16 protein-coding genes are annotated in these 16,937 nt (G+C 48.2%); 15 read left to right on the top strand and 1 reads right to left on the bottom strand.

Annotated elements, in window-relative coordinates:
• Nucleotides 1-40: 40 nt before the first annotated feature.
• Nucleotides 41-220 (bottom strand): hypothetical protein, encoded by a 180-nt coding sequence (locus QFZ48_RS17865; RefSeq protein WP_168771290.1) that lies wholly within the window; start codon nt 218-220, stop codon nt 41-43.
• Here QFZ48_RS17865 and QFZ48_RS17870 point away from each other — a divergent pair.
• The 15 genes from QFZ48_RS17870 (at nt 210) to QFZ48_RS17940 (ending at nt 16,936) form a co-directional block, all read left to right on the top strand.
• Nucleotides 210-944: a polysaccharide biosynthesis/export family protein gene (locus QFZ48_RS17870; protein ID WP_429050706.1), complete on the top strand. Its 735-nt coding sequence runs from the start codon at nt 210-212 to the stop codon at nt 942-944. The genes QFZ48_RS17865 and QFZ48_RS17870 overlap by 11 nt on opposite strands.
• Before the next feature lie 3 nt (nt 945-947).
• Nucleotides 948-1,856, top strand: coding sequence for a Wzz/FepE/Etk N-terminal domain-containing protein (locus QFZ48_RS17875; protein WP_429063128.1), 909 nt, complete (start codon nt 948-950; stop codon nt 1,854-1,856).
• Nucleotides 1,834-3,300: a polysaccharide biosynthesis tyrosine autokinase gene (locus QFZ48_RS17880; protein WP_429063129.1), complete on the top strand. Its 1,467-nt coding sequence runs from the start codon at nt 1,834-1,836 to the stop codon at nt 3,298-3,300. Before QFZ48_RS17875 ends, QFZ48_RS17880 begins: the two co-directional genes overlap by 23 nt.
• Nucleotides 3,301-3,406: 106 nt before the next feature.
• Entirely contained in the window at nt 3,407-3,916 is a 510-nt protein-coding gene (locus QFZ48_RS17885) for a transcription termination/antitermination NusG family protein (protein WP_370908286.1), read from the top strand.
• 18 nt (nt 3,917-3,934) lie between these two features.
• On the top strand, nt 3,935-4,957 hold the full coding sequence (locus QFZ48_RS17890) for a mannose-1-phosphate guanylyltransferase (protein WP_429050704.1): 1,023 nt from the start codon (nt 3,935-3,937) through the stop codon (nt 4,955-4,957).
• Between the two features lie 25 nt (nt 4,958-4,982).
• Nucleotides 4,983-5,927: a GDP-L-fucose synthase gene (fcl, locus tag QFZ48_RS17895; protein ID WP_370908284.1), complete on the top strand. Its 945-nt coding sequence runs from the start codon at nt 4,983-4,985 to the stop codon at nt 5,925-5,927.
• Between the two features lie 10 nt (nt 5,928-5,937).
• Entirely contained in the window at nt 5,938-7,284 is a 1,347-nt protein-coding gene (locus tag QFZ48_RS17900) for a UDP-glucose dehydrogenase family protein (protein ID WP_429050703.1), read from the top strand.
• A gap of 35 nt (nt 7,285-7,319) precedes the next feature.
• On the top strand, nt 7,320-8,417 hold the full coding sequence (gmd, locus tag QFZ48_RS17905) for a GDP-mannose 4,6-dehydratase (RefSeq protein ID WP_429050702.1): 1,098 nt from the start codon (nt 7,320-7,322) through the stop codon (nt 8,415-8,417).
• Between the two features lie 10 nt (nt 8,418-8,427).
• Complete coding sequence (locus tag QFZ48_RS17910) at nt 8,428-9,981, top strand: lipopolysaccharide biosynthesis protein (RefSeq protein ID WP_429063130.1); 1,554 nt, start codon at nt 8,428-8,430, stop codon at nt 9,979-9,981.
• 3 nt (nt 9,982-9,984) lie between these two features.
• Nucleotides 9,985-11,139, top strand: coding sequence for a glycosyltransferase family 4 protein (locus QFZ48_RS17915; RefSeq protein WP_429050700.1), 1,155 nt, complete (start codon nt 9,985-9,987; stop codon nt 11,137-11,139).
• On the top strand, nt 11,132-12,397 hold the full coding sequence (locus QFZ48_RS17920; protein ID WP_429050699.1) for a hypothetical protein: 1,266 nt from the start codon (nt 11,132-11,134) through the stop codon (nt 12,395-12,397). Before QFZ48_RS17915 ends, QFZ48_RS17920 begins: the two co-directional genes overlap by 8 nt.
• 20 nt (nt 12,398-12,417) lie before the next feature.
• A complete protein-coding gene (locus QFZ48_RS17925; protein WP_429050698.1) occupies nt 12,418-13,563 on the top strand; it encodes a glycosyltransferase family 4 protein in 1,146 nt (381 codons plus the stop codon).
• Nucleotides 13,564-13,574: 11 nt separating this feature from the next.
• Complete coding sequence (locus tag QFZ48_RS17930; RefSeq protein WP_429063131.1) at nt 13,575-14,501, top strand: polysaccharide pyruvyl transferase family protein; 927 nt, start codon at nt 13,575-13,577, stop codon at nt 14,499-14,501.
• 3 nt (nt 14,502-14,504) lie between these two features.
• Complete coding sequence (locus QFZ48_RS17935) at nt 14,505-15,863, top strand: hypothetical protein (RefSeq protein WP_429050696.1); 1,359 nt, start codon at nt 14,505-14,507, stop codon at nt 15,861-15,863.
• The gene (locus QFZ48_RS17940; RefSeq protein ID WP_429063132.1) at nt 15,860-16,936 is read left to right on the top strand and encodes a glycosyltransferase; all 1,077 of its coding nucleotides are present in this window, start codon (nt 15,860-15,862) and stop codon (nt 16,934-16,936) included. Before QFZ48_RS17935 ends, QFZ48_RS17940 begins: the two co-directional genes overlap by 4 nt.
• Nucleotide 16,937 lies beyond the last annotated feature (1 nt).

Below are 16,937 nucleotides of genomic sequence, written 5' to 3' on the forward strand. Positions count from 1 at the left end.
TTACTTTAATAAGTAAGGACCCCAAACTAATCGTCTCAATTTATACTGTAGTGAGTAATTGAATCCCACCCCGTTCTGAAGTAATATTGTATTGAGAGGAACGGTCAGTGTAAGTGATGATGTTAAATGCCATATCGATGATATTGAAAGCCTGCTTAACCTGGATAGGATTGGGATTGCTATGCTTGAGTTGTTTGTTTACTTCGTGCGTGTCAACCAAAAATGCTGTTTATTTCAATGATGTAAGGGATACGGTGCTAATGCCGTCAGATAGCAGTTTCGACCCCCGTATCCAAAAGAACGACATATTACAGATCAACGTAAGCAGTCTTAATCCAGAGGATGTGATCATTTATAATGTATCAAACATGACCTCCGCTTCCGGCGCAGGAGGCGCCAATGCAGGAGCCGGTGCCATGCTGGGAGGCTTCCTGGTAGATGAACAGGGATTTATACAGTACCCCGTACTGGGTCCCGTAAAAGTAACAGGCCTCACCAAAAAAGCACTCACCGTATACCTGCATGATCAGCTCATTGAACGAAAGCTCCTGGTAGATCCGGTAGTGAGCATACGGTTCCTCAACTACCGTGTAACCATACTGGGAGAGGTAAGTAAACCAACCGTAGTAAACGTAACCAACGAAAAGATATCGGTCCTTGAAGCATTGGGAATGGCGGGAGATATAACGGTGTTCGGTAAACGGAATAATATTCTGTTGATCCGGGAGATAGACGGGCAGCGGATTATACGACGCATCGATCTGAACGACAAGAGCATTCTGAACTCACCCTACTATTTTCTGCAACCCAATGATATCCTATATGTAGAACCCAATAAGTCAAAAGTGGCGACGGCTGATCGTTCGCGGCAAATCCTGCCAATTATTCTCAGCAGTCTTTCACTACTTGTTATTATCCTGGACCGGTTAGTTATAAATAATTAGGTTATGCAAAAAGTTAACGGACATAAAACCCAGCACACGGAAGCGCCTCAGAGTTTGCTTACTATCATTCGCTCCCGCTATCTGCCATACTGGCCTTTCTTTGCAGGAGCCGTAGTAGCCGCACTGATAGCTGCTTTCCTTTATCTCCGTTATGCCACTCCGCTGTATAAAATATCCGGCGTGCTCCTGGTACAGGAAGCCACCAACGGGCTCGGCGCCAGCGATATGTTGCAATCGCTCGACCTGATGAGTGGCAGCAAAACCGTGATGGAAAATGAAATAGAAATCCTGAAATCACGCACGCTCACAAAAGAAGTGGTAAGGAACCTGAATCTTTATGGAGAAGTAATAGAAAAAGGAAAAATAAGAGACGTTGTACTTTATAAAGATAGCCCGGTGAAATTTACCTTCCTGGAACCGGAGTCTATCCAGATGGCTTCTACCGGCAACTGGCCTTTCACTTATGATCCCGTGCAAAAGCGTATAACCATCGACGGTAAAAAATATCCGCTGAATGATACGGTACAAACCCGTTGGGGAAAAATGCTCATCCAGGCAAAAGCCCGGCATACAGATACCACCGCTGGTTATGTACTGCATATCATGAACGAAAAAACATGGATGCAGATCATCCTCGGTACCATGAAAATTATGCCTGCCGCGAAAGCCGGCAGTGTAGTGGATCTTGAATATACAGACGAAGCGCCGGAACGTGGGGAAGATATTGTGAATGAACTCATCCGGGTATATAGCCAGGCTGCCGTGGAAGATAAGAACAGGACTTCCGCAAACACCATGCGCTTCGTGGAAGAACGCCTGCGCATCGTGAGCACAGAACTGGGCCAGGCTGAAACAGAAGTGGAACACTTCAAAAACCTCCCAGGGCATTGTGGATATCAGCGAACAAAGTAAAATATTCCTGGCAGGCGTGCAGGAAAATGACCGGAAGATCAGTGAAGCCAATATGCAGATCTCCGTATTGGATGCCATTGAAAGATATGTTACCAGCCAGAATCCGGGAGGTAACATTGTACCCGGTACATTAGGACTTTCTGATCCGGTGCTGCTGGAGTTGGTGAGCAAGTTGTCTGAAACAGAATTACAACTGGAAAGACTCCGCAAAACCACCGGCGAAAACAGCCCGCTGCTGGCAAGCCTCACACGGCAGGTAGAACGCCTGAAACCTGCTATCATGGAGAACATCGGGAGCCTGCGCGCCAATCTGCAGGCTGGCTTAGCACGCCTTCAGGCGGAGAACAGCCGCAACATGGGTATCATCCGCAGTGTACCTGGAAAAGAAAAAGCATTGCTGGAAGTAAGCCGGCAGCAGGTGATCAAAAATAATATTTACACCTTCCTGCTGGAGAAAAGAGAAGAAACCGCACTGGCATACGCGGCCGCCGTATCCGACAGCCGCGTGGTAGATGCGGGGGAAGCAGCAGCCTATGCTTTCAGTCCGCAGAAACCAATGGTGTACGGTATCTCCGTACTGGCGGCACTTGCACTGGTAGCAGGATTTGTATCGCTGAAAGATATGATGAACCGTGAGGTGATGTTCCGGGCAGATATTGAAAAAATAACGACGGCGCCGATTGCAGCAGAAATTATGTACCACGACAGCAAAGAGGCGATCGTGATGTCTAATAACAGCAGAACAGCCGTGGCAGAACAGTTCAGGGCGTTGAGAACATCTTTGTCTTATATAGGATTAAACGGCGATCGCAAAACATTGTTGATAACCTCTTCCATATCTGGCGAAGGAAAGAGCTTTATATCCGTTAACCTGGCCATGAGTTTGTCACTTGCCAAAAAGAAAGTAGCCCTGCTGGAGTTTGACCTGAGAAAGCCAATGGTCAGCAAGATGCTGAACATGCGCGCGGATCCGGGTATTACGAACTACCTCGTTGGAAAAGCATCACTGCAGCAGATATTGCAACCTGTTGGAGACAACGAGTACCTGTATTTACTGTCTGCCGGTATTATGCCGCCAAACCCGAGTGAACTTATTCTGAATGGTGAACTGGAAAGGTTGCTGAGTGAACTGAAAGAACGTTTCGATTATATCATCATTGATTCTGCCCCTGTTGGACTGGTAACAGACGCCCGCCTGATAGCGCCCTATTGCGATGCTACCCTGTATGTGGTGCGTCACCAGCGTACCCCGAAAAATTATCTTAAACTGATTGAAGAGTTGTATCAGAATAAAGAATTAGGAAAGCTGAACATTGTGTTTAACGGTATCAAGCGGCAAGGTGTGGCAGGATACGGATACGGATCCGGATATGGTGATATTAACGGATACGGTTACACGGAAATAACAAAGAAACCCGGATTATTCAGGCGCACCGTAAAGTAAATGCAGCCCGCTATAGTCGAATTAAATAACAAAGGGCGAAGTCATGCCCGTTCCTGCCTTTATAAATTCTACACAAAACTATCCGATCACCTAAAAACCGGCTACTATGTTTAATGAACAGCCTCCGGTCTGGTATGCGGTATATACCCGGCCCAAATGCGAAAAAAAAGTGGCAGACCTTTTCACCCGTAAAAAGGTGGAACACTACGTCCCCGCTAAACCATTGGTGCGTGCCCGTAAGATCATCCAGGAACCTCTTTTTCCATCCTACGTATTCGTACACATTCCTGAAAGCAGGAGTTGGGTGGTAAAGGAAACAGACAACGTGGTCAACTTCGTATACTGGCTGGGGCAACCGGCCGTGATACCAGACCACGAAATAGCGCTCATCCGCCATTTTCTCCGTGATTATGAAGATGTATCTGTAGAAAAATTTCCTATCCGGGCAGAGGAAGAAGAAAACCGTTCTCCTTCCACGGCCAGGATCTTACAGATCAGCCGTAACCGCGTGAAAGTGGAACTGAATAGCCTGGGCTGCATGCTCGTAGCAACAGTGCCATCCAGGGAAATAACGGTGGTCACCGGCCATAAAACGGTGAACGGACATCATTACTGACCATAAACCAATCATCCTATGATGCAGCATATTCTCCTTTGCGGTGGCTCCGGCACCCGGTTATGGCCTTTGTCCAACCAACAAACGCCCAAGCAGTTACTCACCCTGTTCGACGGCTATAGTCTTTTACAACTCGCTTTCCGGCGAAACCGTTTTGCCTGTAATAAAGTAATGGCGATTGTTAATGAACAACAGTCCGAAATTGTTCAGGAGCAACTGATGCAGGCAGGCGCAGCTGCCCCGGTATGCCTGGCCGAACCGGTAGGCCGTAATACTGCTGCTGCCATTGCCCTAGCTGCCTTTACAGCGGAGCCGGAAACCATACTACTCATCACTCCGGCCGATCACCTGATTGGTACGCCCGACCGCTATGCCATGGCCATTGAAACGGCCGGCCTGCTGGCTGCGGGAAATCATATCGTTACCATCGGCCTGGTGCCCACACGCCCGGACACCGGATTCGGCTACATCAGCTACTCCGGTCATGATGTGCTCCGCTTCGTGGAAAAACCCGACCGCGCCGTAGCAGAAGCCATGCTGGCCGCCGGCGGCTTCCTCTGGAACAGCGGCATTTTCTGCTGTAAAGCACGCATCATGCTGCAGGAGCTGCAAAAACATGCACCTGCTATCTATGAAGCTGCTGCCATCGCCGCGGAAGAATGGAAACAAACCGGTGTGTTATCGAAAGAAAGTATGGAAGCCATTCCTTCAGATAGCATCGACTATGCCGTGCTGGAAAAAAGTGACATCGTAAAAGTAGTGCCCAGCAAAATGGACTGGAGCGATGTAGGCAGCTACGAAGCACTGGCAGACGCATTGTCGCAACACTACCAGTACAGGAATCACCAGGCGGTTTTTATTCAAAGCGATCCGCATAAAAGTATGGTAATCGGAAAAGATAAATTGGTCGCATTGGTGGGCGTGGAAAACATGGTGGTGGTTAATACAGAAAGCGCACTGCTGATCATGCAGAAAGGAAGTGGACAGGATATTAAGCAACTGCATCAATGGGTAAGGGAAAACCGCCCGGAGCTGCTCTAAACATAAACACAATCAATCAACACGTATGGAGGCAAACGATCTTATATATGTAGCCGGCCACCGCGGAATGGTAGGAAGTGCTATTAAAAGGAGACTGGAAACTTTAGGTTACCAGAACATTATTACCCGCACATCCGGCAGCCTGGATTTACGCAATGCCGCCGCAGTGGATGAATTCTTTGCAAAAGAAAAGCCGGCATATGTATTCCTGGCAGCCGCCAAAGTAGGCGGTATACACGCTAATAATACCTACCGCGCAGAGTTCCTGTACGATAACCTCATGATTGCCGCCAACGTTATTCATTCGGCGTGGAAGCATAACGTTACCAAGTTGCAGTTCCTGGGAAGTTCCTGTATCTACCCGCGCATGGCGCCGCAGCCAATTAAAGAAAGCTTTCTGCTGACAGGCACGCTGGAACAAACCAATGAACCCTACGCAATTGCAAAAATTGCCGGCATCAAATTATGCGAGGCTTACCGCGATCAGTATGGCTGCAACTTTACCAGCGTAATGCCTACTAACCTGTTCGGCATTGGCGATAACTATCACCCGGAAAATGCACATGTTTTACCGGCGCTGATCCGCCGGTTTCATGAAGCGAAAGTAAATCAGAAACCATCCGTAACAGTATGGGGCACGGGCATGCCTAAACGGGAGTTTTTATTTGCAGATGACCTGGCAGATGCCTGCGTATATCTCATGCAGCATTACAATGATAAAGAACCGGTGAACATCGGGATAGGAGAAGATCTCACCATTAAGCAACTGGCAGAGTACATCCGGGAAGTGGTTTGTTATGAAGGGGAAATCATTTTTGACGCTACCAAACCCGATGGTACGCCGCGCAAGCTGATGGATGTATCCAAACTGCATCGCCTGGGATGGAAACATAGCATCAGCCTGAAAGAAGGACTGGTAATGGCTTACAGGGATTTTCTACAACAGGATCAGTTCAAATTACAACCTTAAAACCAGTGGTATGAAAGTAGTCATTGTAGGAACAGGATATGTTGGACTGGTTACCGGCGCCTGCCTGGCTGAAGTGGGAACCAGTGTTACCTGCGTGGATGTGGACGCAGCAAAGATAGCACGGCTTCAGAAAGGGGTATTACCCATTTATGAACCTGGTTTGCCTGAAATGGTGATGCGTAATCAGGCAAGCGGCCGTCTTTCTTTCACTACCTCGCTGGCCAGCGCATTGCCCGGAGCTGAAGTGGTATTTATTGCCGTAGGCACACCACCGGGAGAAGATGGCAGTGCAGACCTGAAGTATGTATTACAGGTAGCGCATGAGGTAGGACAATACATGGAGCATTACCTGCTGCTGGTAACCAAAAGCACCGTGCCCGTTGGCACCGCCGCCCGCGTGAACCGCGCAGTAAAGGAGAGCCTGTCGGCCCGCCAGCTGATCATCGATTATGATGTGGCTTCCAACCCGGAGTTCCTGAAAGAGGGCGCCGCCGTAAATGATTTCCTGAAACCTGATCGTATTGTCGCGGGCGTGAGTACTACCCACGCCCGCGAAGTGCTGGAACAATTATACCGCCCATTTGTGTTAAACGGACACCCGCTGCTTTTTATGGATATCGCCTCTGCGGAGATGACTAAGTACGCAGCCAATGCCATGCTGGCTACCAGGATTTCCTATATGAACGATATCGCCAACGTATGCACGCTCGTGGGTGCAGATATCAACCAGGTGCGTAAAGGTATCGGCAGCGATCCCCGCATCGGGAAACACTTCCTGTATCCCGGCATCGGCTACGGTGGTTCCTGTTTCCCAAAAGATGTAAAGGCCCTGATCCAAACCGGCCGCGAATATGGCTATCAGCTTCGTATCCTGGAAGCAGTGGAAGCCGTGAATGAAGATCAGAAGAAAATATTATCCGATAAAGTGCTCCGTCACTTCGACGGCGACATCAAAGGTCGCACGTTCGCCGTATGGGGACTGTCTTTCAAACCCAACACCGACGACATGCGCGAAGCGCCTTCGCTGGTGCTGATCAGCAGCCTGCTGGAAGCCGGCGCACAAGTGCGTGTATACGATCCCGTTGCCATGGAAGAAGCGCTTCACCTGCTGGGCGACAGCGTCACCTTTGCGGATGATATGTATGCCGCCGCTGCAAATGCAGACGCCGTATTGCTGGTAACGGAATGGAATGCCTTCCGGATGCCCGACTGGCCACGCCTGCGCAGCCTGCTGCAAACGCCACTGCTGTTCGATGGGAGGAACATCTATGATGACGTACAACTGGTAAAACATGGGTTCACTTACTATGGTATCGGCAATACAGCTGCTACCCCGGTAAATGCCCTTATGCAATAACTTATTTCTTTTTATCACTAAAAAATAACGATCGTATGAAAGTAGCCCTGATAACAGGTATTACCGGCCAGGATGGCGCTTATCTGGCAGAACTGCTGCTGGGAAAGGGATATATGGTGCATGGTGTAAAACGCCGCGCTTCGCTGATCAACACCGAAAGAATTGATCACCTCTACCAGGATATGCACAGTGAAAATGTGCGCTTCCGTTTGCATTACGGCGATATGACCGACAGCACCAACCTCATACGCATTATACAGGAAACCCAACCGGATGAAATTTATAACCTGGCTGCCATGAGCCATGTACGGGTAAGTTTTGATACCCCGGAATATACTGCCAACGCAGATGGTATAGGCACGCTGCGCCTGCTGGAAGCACTGCGCATCCTGAAAATGGAAAAGAAAACACGCATCTACCAGGCCAGCACCTCCGAGTTGTACGGACTGGTACAGGAAGTACCACAACGTGAAACAACGCCTTTCTACCCGCGCAGCCCATATGCTGTGGCGAAGTTATACGCCTACTGGATTACGGTAAACTACCGCGAGGCTTATGGAATGTATGCCTGCAACGGTATCCTCTTTAACCACGAAAGCCCGCTGCGCGGAGAGACTTTCGTAACCCGGAAGATCACCAGGGGCGCTGCTGCGATCGCACTCGGACTGCAGGATAAACTGTACCTCGGTAACCTGGATGCACAACGCGACTGGGGCCACGCAAAAGATTATGTAGAAGCCATGTGGCGCATCCTTCAACAGGAAACACCAGATGACTACGTAATTGCTACCGGTATTACCACTACCGTGAGAGAGTTTGTACGCATGTCCTTTGCAGAACTGGGTATCGAAATCGCCTTCACCGGCACCGGTGCTGAGGAAGTGGGTACCGTAGCCGCCTGCACAAACGAAGTATATGCGTTGCCGTTAGGAAAGCAGGTAGTCGCTATTGATCCGCGTTATTTCCGCCCTACGGAAGTAGAGCTGCTGATAGGCGACCCTACCAAATCCAAAACAGTACTCGGATGGGAACCAGCCTACGACCTGGCTGCACTGGTAAAGGAAATGATGGCCAGCGACGTGGCATTGTTTGCAAAGAAAGAAGTGACACAACTGGAACACTTAATCGGATAATTAAATCAACATGCAGGTAGCGAACAGGGTGATATTAAATACAGGCGCGCTTTACGGACGGATGCTGATCACCGTTTTTATTTCCTTATATGCCACCCGGCTGGTACTCAACCTGTTGGGCGCGGCAGACTACGGATTGTTTAACCTGATCAGCGGGGTCATTGCCATGTTGTCTTTCCTGAACATGGCAATGACCATCAGCACGCAACGGTATATGTCTTTTCACCTTGGCACCAAAGACGCACACAAACTGAAAGTGGTGTTTAACTCCAGCGTATTGCTGCATTTTGTACTGGGCCTGGCATTGGTGCTGCTGTTTGAAGTGATAGGCAGCTATCTTTTTGATCATGTGCTCAATTATCCTGCATCCCGCACCATGGCTGCCAAACTTATTTTTCAGTTCATGGTGGTCAGCGCGTTCTTTACGATCATCTCTGTGCCTTACGATGCTACATTGATTGCACAGGAAAATATGGTGATGGTAGCTATAATGGGAATAGTGGAATCCGTAGGCAAACTGCTGATAGCACTCAGCCTGCAATACACTTCATACGACCGGCTCATTGTGTATGGCGGTCTTATGGCATTGCTCACCGTATTACTGCTGGTGTTTAAGCAGGTGTATTGCGCGGTGAAGTATGAAGAAAGCCGCATCAGCATCCGGCAGTATTTCGACAAAAGCCTTTTGAAAGAAATGTTTGCCTACGCAGGGTGGAATATGTTTGGCGCCGGCAGTTTTGTGGCACGTAACCAGGGCATCGCTCTTCTGCTGAATGTTTTCTTTGGCACCATCGTTAATGCAGCTTATGGCATCGCTAACCAGGTGAATGCACAGCTCAGCTACTTTTCTGTTACCATGCTGCGGGCATTAAATCCGCAGATCATTAAAAGTGAAGGCAGCGGCGACCGTCCGAGGATGCTGCGGCTGGCCATGATTGCCAGCAAGTTTTCCTTTTTCCTGCTGAGTTTTTTCGCCATCCCCATGATGATAGAAATGCCATTTGTATTGCAATGCTGGCTGAAACAAGTACCTGATTTTACCGTCATGATGTGCCGCCTGATTATCATCACTACATTAATTAACCAGCTGTCGTCAGGCATACAGGTAGCGGTACAGTCGGTAGGGAAAATAAGAAAGTACCAGGTGGTAGTCAGCACAATGGTACTGTTCAATTTACCCATTGCCTGGTTGCTGCTGAAGGCAGGATATCCCGCGGCTACGGTATTGATCAGTGCCATCGCCATAGAAGTAGTAAGCGGCATTTACCGCATGATGGCGGCGAAAACTATTACGGGCTTATCGCCGGCAGTGTTTACCCGGCAGGTGATCATCAAATCAATAGTGCCGGCATTGCTGGCAGCCGGACTGGCCTGCATCCCGCAACTATTCATGGGAGAAGGATTTATGCGGCTGGGCGTTACCACAACAATAAGTATCATCAGCATCGTATTCCTCATCCGGCTCATCGGGCTAACCACCGATGAAACCGCGAAAGTGGAACAATTACTCAACAGGATTTTCACAAAACTACAGGCACGGCTAGTGGTATTAAAAGCGAATTAAGATATGAACATTCTTTTCTTCACAGACATATCTCCCTTCCCGCAAAACGGGGGAGAACGCATCAGGAGCTACTATCTGATCAAAGCTTTGTCGCAGCTCGGTTATGAGGTGATTGCCGTGGTACAGAATGTGGAGAAGGTGGACCTGCAAAAATACCATCTCCCTAACGTCACTTTTTATACTTATGAAACAAAACCTTTCGATCTGCTGACCCGTATTACGGGTAAACAATACTTCCAGCGCTCTGCCACCGTTATGAGCATTTTTGAAGAGGTTTGCCGCGAATATCCGCTGGCAGCAGCTATCCTGGACTATGGCTATGTAGGTCATTATATTTCTTATTTCAGGCAGAAGCAGATCCCCGTTATCCTGGGCACACACAACGCACAGCCCATGATCACCTGGCAGCTGCCCTCAAAAAATATTGTGGATAAGCTGCGCAAGTGGCAGCTGTTTAGTATGGAAAAACTGCATGAGCGCATGTACTTTAACAAAGCTGCTGCGGTACTGGTAGTTAGTGAAGATGATAATGCCTATCACACACGCTTCCTGCCTAAACAGAAAGTTTTTACGGTTCCCAACTTCCTGGATGCGAAGGATTATCACTTCACCGGGAAGAAGCAGCAGCGTGTGCTGGTGATGACGGCTAACTTCGGCGTATATATGAATTTCGCCGGCCTCAAATGGTTTATCGAAAACGTGTGGGATGATGATCTGGCCGGAAAGTACGACCTGTGGCTCGTAGGCAGAGGTTCTAAAGAAGCGTTGAAACAAATTACCGGCAAAGAAGAATATCGCAATATTGTAGCCTTTGGAAAGGTGGATGATGTGAAGTGGTATATCTCCGTGGCCAGCGCAGTGATCATTCCGTTGGTGCATGGCAGCGGTACACGCCTGAAATGCCTGGAAGCAATGGCACTCAGTACACCGATTATCAGTACCCGGAAGGGAGTGGAAGGCGTGAAGAGTCATCACTTTATTGTGTCTGATGAACCTGAAGCGTTTAAGCAATCCCTGCTGGCTTTTGATCCGGAAACGGATAAGGGTGCGCGGTTACGGGAAGATTTTTTACAGGAATACAGCCTGGACGTAAACCGGGAACGGCTACAGCAAATTGTTCACTACGCGGTTCGCGGTAAAATGCCTGCCTATGTTTAACCGGATCAAAATAGCCATGTACACTTTGTTGAGTGGCGTGAATGTAGCACTGGTGGGGCAGTTGAAGCTCAATGAGATCATGGTGCTGCTGTCTACCCCCTTTGTATTTGACCTGCGGGACTTTAAAGCATACCCCATGTTCCGCAAGATCATCTTTGCATTGGTAGCGCTCTTCGTGTTCCAGGCTATTACTGATCTGTTTATTGTACACAGCTCTTCAGAGAATTTCATGCGGGGCTGGGCGGCCATCATTATGTCTATCCTCTCTTTTATTTTCCTGTTTAAAACTTTGGAAGATGATCAGGCCATCTTCTTCTTCCTTTGCATGACCCTTATCAAAAATATTATCTGGACAGATGATAATGCCGATACGGATATGTCGTACTTCAAGTTTAAGATGGTACCTATCCTGTCGTACGCTGTTTATATCTGTTCTTTCCTTTTATATCGCAGAGGACAATGGAAGGCAGTGCTGGCGCTGCTATTAGGCTACAGCCTGTTATGTTTTGCCCGCGACTCGCGCTCAACAGGCATGGTCTTTTTCCTGGGCGCCATTATCATTTACTGCTTTAACAGTGGTATGTACCTCACCCGCGACCGGTTGCTGGTGTTTGGGATTGCAGGCGCTATCCTGTTCCAGTTTGCCTATGTATGTTATGTAAATGCAGTGATGAATCATGAAATAGGAGGAGATCATGCTTCCGAGCAAATCGACCGGCTCGATAATCCTTATAATCCGTTGTCATTACTGATGACAGGCAGGGGCGAAACCTTTGCTGCAATGGCAGCCATTGCCGATGCACCGCTGTTCGGTCATGGTTCCTGGGCAAAAGACGACAACCTGCAATATTACCGGATCCTGTTGCTGTACCAGAATGAAGAAATGAATGAACAACTGGCTACCTCAACAGACCACCTGATCCCCAGTCACTCGATCCTGTTGGGGGCCTGGGTAAACTGCGGGCTGGGTGGATTTATTGCGGTACTGCTGATATTCATATTCCTGCTGAGAATGGGATTTTATCTCATTCGCAACGCTGCGGATACAGCATTGTACCCGGTACTGGTACTGATGACGATTGGGGTAATATGGACTTTTCTTTTTTCCCCCATCCAACAACTAAGATTTAACATACCTGCCATCGGTGCAGTGCTGTTGCGTGCCTACTATGATTTTATGGAAGAATCTGCCACGGAGGAAGTACCCGTACAAATAAATGAAACGATCGATATGCTATCTCCCGAAGGGAAAATATAAACGGTAAAAAAACATCAGCTATGAAAATATGCTTCATTACACTAGGGGATATTAAATTCATTGCCACCATGAAACGGGCGATAGGCATGGCCGGACCGCTGCTGTCGCTAGGCTGGGAAGTGTCTATCATTGCGCAGGACAGTGAAGAGAACCGGAAACGTATAGCCATGGAGTGTAGTGAGGCAGTGAAGGTATACTACTATCAGCCTGGCTCCGCAGGAGAAGAAGTCAGGGTTAAAACAGAGCTGGTAAACCAGATTGCACCAGACTATGTGTTATTCTGTTCTTTCAGTTTCCGTAACCGTATTTCCAAAGGTAAGCTCAACGTAAAACCCAAAATACTTATCGAACATTCGGAGCTGCCTTCCGGTATCCCGGATAATAAAGGCATCCGCAAACTGGCGATGTTGGCGCTGGAGTATTGGTCGGTGTTGTATGCGGACGGATTGCTGTGCGCCAGCAAGTATCTCTGTAACGTATATACGAAAAGGGCAGCGCAGCTGTTCCGTAAACAACTTCCGGTGTTGTACTCGCCTTACGCCTTCAATAATGATGTGATAGCGTCGCCGCGGATCCGCCTGGATGAATTGCAGGATGCTTATAAAGGCAAAACGATACTGATCTATATGGGCACACTTACCCGCAACTATGGCCTCTTTACGATGTTGCAGGCAATGGAAATGGTAAGCAAGGAAAGAAGTGATGTGGTATTAATGTTATTGGGACAGGGCCGGCATATGGTGGAAGCAAAAGCTTTTGTCAAGGAAAAGCAGCTGGATGCACAGGTTGAATTCCTGGGCTATGCACCCGAAGAAGATCTCAGTTCCTGGTTCACCGCGGCCGATGCATTTATTTCCCCGCTGAATGATACTGTGCAGGACTGGGCGCGTTGTCCCAGTAAGATTTACATGTACCTGCCATTTGGCAAGCCGGTGTTTACCTGTGCTATTGGCGAGCCATTGGAAATATTCGGGCACGAGGGATATTATTTCAACAACAATGCACCGGCATCACTGGCGGTATTGATCAGCAAACTGGCCAATGGCAAGCTGGCGCTGGCAACGGTGAATAGCGAAGCCCACAGCTGGGAACGACGGGCAGTTGACTTTACAGCATGGATCAACAGTAACGATGCAGTAAAAGTACTACGTATTGCTAACCTGTAAATGACTACAACGTGAATTATGTTTATTATAAAGATCCCAAAGGGAATTTTGGTGATGACCTGAACGGGTGGCTCTGGCCCAAGTTGTTTGGCGAAGGCAATATCGATGATCCCGAAGCATTCCTGGGCATTGGTTCTATCCTGTTCGACGGCTCTCCGCTATTCAGGGATATACCGGACAAATGCAAGATTGTTTTCGGCACAGGCGTGAGGCCTTCTCATCAAACCTTCAGTCTCGACAGCAGTTGGGATATCCGTTTCCTGCGGGGGCCATTGTCGGCCTATGCGTTTAATAACCAGTTCCCGTACATCGCAGATGCTGCCTACGCCATTCGCCAGCTGCCGGAGTTTGATAAATTCCTGAAGATGAAGAAAAAGCACAAGGTGAGCGTGATTCCTTATTTTAAATCAGTCCCGTTTTTCGATTGGGAAGCACTTTGTAATAAACTGGGTTATAATTATATCTCACCACGTTCGGAGCAAGGCGTAGAACATACGTTGCAGGAAATCGCCGCATCGGAGTATGTGATTGCGGAAGCCATGCACGGCGCCATCCTCGCCGATGCGCTACGCGTGCCCTGGCACCGCTTTATATTATCTACACCGCACACAGAGGGCAGTGGTGTGGCTGAGTTTAAATGGATGGACTGGCAGGCTGCGATTCAACTATATAATATCAATGCTACACCGGTAAAACTTTACCGCAAATCATTTCTTCACCAGAAAATTAAAACCCTCTCCGGCAATCGCATCAGCGCAGAATTTATGGCCAGGGATATTGTAAAAACGGACCTGTTAAAAACACTGCAGGGTGTGAACGGTTTCTATTTATCTGAAGAAGATGTTATCAGACGTATTGATAATAAGATTCATGATCAGACTTTTTTATTGAGAAAAGAAAAGTGCATGGATAAATCATCTTTCATCACAACACATTAATATATGCAGCAGGAATTTATTTTATCAGCAGGAACAGGACATTTCTTTTTTGGTTTTCATGACCTGGTAGCTTGGAATGCTGCAGGTGATAAATTGCTTGCATTACAAACACCCGACATTACTGTTCCCCCGGATCCGCGCATTCCCTGCGGCATTGGCTATTTCGATGCAGCGCAGCAATTCCGCCGGATGGGAGACACCTACGCTTATAATTATCCACAGGGAGCCCGCCAGCAATGGATCGGCGATACAGATACTTTTATCGTGAATGACCGGGTTGATGATGTATGGGGTTCCCGGATATATGATACAAATGCCGGCAAATGTGTGAGTGTGTTGCATCAGCCCGCCCATGTGATCACAGATGAAGGCGTTGCCTTTGGTATCGACTACGCAAGGCTGTATCGTGTAGGAGGATATGGATACACCGGTATTGCTGATAAGTATGCGCACGTTCACGTACCTGATAACTCCGGTATTGTAAAACACAATGTATATACCGGTGAGCAAACATTATTGCTGTCTATTGCTGCTGCCGCTAATTATAAAATGAATCCCGCTTTGGGACAACATCATTATATCACGCACCTGCTGCTGAATCCCTCGCAGCAACGGCTGGCCTTCCTGCACCGCTATAAGTTAAAAGACGGAGGTGAAACCACGCGGCTCATGACGATCGGTGTGGATGGCAGCGACCTGAAATGCCTGGCTACAGGCTTTCTCAGTCATTTCGACTGGAAAGATGATTCACACATCGCTATCTGGGGCAGAACAGGCAGTAACATCGAAAAACTGCGTGGTTCCCTGTTGTATAAAATGATGCCTTCCGGATTGATTTCCGGGGGAAAGAAAGTGCTGAAGAAATTATTGTATACAAAAGAGAAAGGTGCAAAAGCGGTAGCGCCCTTCAACTGGTTGTTACTGGAGGATGTGGATAACGGGGCTCCGGCTATGTTAGCGAAAGATATTATTACGGAAGACGGGCACCCGATGTTTTGCCCGGCTGACCGCGACTGGATGATTTGTGATACTTATCCCAATCAACAGGGAATCCGGACGCTGTTCCTTTTCCAGTACAGCACGCAAAAGAAAGTGACGTTGGGTACTTACCGTATGATTGACGATAAACCTGATCTGAAGCAGGCGCACCCTTTACTGGCCGGCGTGGAAGAAGGAGTGTTAAAAGCGTTTTCGCTGGAACAGATGGCCTTTACACGCAGCGGTCTCCACTGCGATTTACACCCACGCTGGAAGCGTGATGGTAACGTGGTGGCGTTCGACTCCATCCACGAAGGCCGCCGCATGATCTATGGTTATGATGTGAGCAGTATTATTCATGCACATAAAAATGTACTGGTATGATTGCCATTCTGCAGCCACTGGTGCCGCATTACCGCGAACATTTTTTTAACCGGCTCAATGAGCAGGCGCCTTTCGATCTGTATTGTTATGATCAGGCAGATGCTATCAAACAGCAAAACCTGTCTGCCGGCAACACCGCAGTGAAGCAATTGCCTGCCTGGAGCGTAGGCCCGTTTGTGTTATATAACCCGTTACGTTTTTTTAATAAAGACTATAAGGTACTGGTGTTGATGCTCAATTTCGCGCATCTGTCTACCTGGATGATCCTGTTGCTGAAACCCTTGCTGAAACAAAAAGTTATCCTTTGGGGACATGGTATTTCGGTGAAGAGATATGTGCAGGAAGAACAACGACCCAGCCGCCTGTTGAAATGGATGATACAACTGGCCGATGCTACCTGGTTTTACACACCAAAAGAGATGGCGCTCTGGCAACAGGAAATGCCGGGGTTAAAGGCAGTGGCTTTGAACAATACGATTTCTGAAGTGGAAAAGATTATGCAACGGGAGGCGCCCGATAAAGCAGCGCTCCGTGAAAAGTATAATATCCGCTCAAAACGGATACTGATCTATTGCGCCCGCTTTAATGAAACCGGCCGTCGTATTGATTTGCTGGAGAAGCTGATGCAGGAAACTGATCCGGAGCAGTATGGATTTATCATCATTGGGGCAGGTAAATACAAGCCCGATTTCAGCAGTTATCCACATGTACATGACTTTGGGGCGGTGTATGATCCGATTATAAAACAGGAGCTGTTTGGTATCGCCGACCTGTATTTTCAGCCGGGATGGGTGGGATTGTCGGCGGTGGAAGCAATGGCTTATGGCAAGCCGGTATGCACTTTTAGGCGCAGTGAGGAAGTGCTGCAGTGCGTGGAGTATAGTTATGTCCGCGATGGCTACAACGGGCTGATCTTCGATAGCATGGACGAGTGTTTGTATGTGCTGGATCAGTTGTCAGATGAAGAGATCACCAGGCTGGGGCAACATGCCAAACAATTTGTGGGAGAAAATCTGACCATGACGGCTATGGTGGATAATGCTTTTCACTCGCTGGATTCAATGAATAAATAAC

The organism is Chitinophaga sp. W2I13 (genome assembly GCF_050434005.1).
Classification (GTDB): Bacteria; Bacteroidota; Bacteroidia; order Chitinophagales; family Chitinophagaceae; genus Chitinophaga.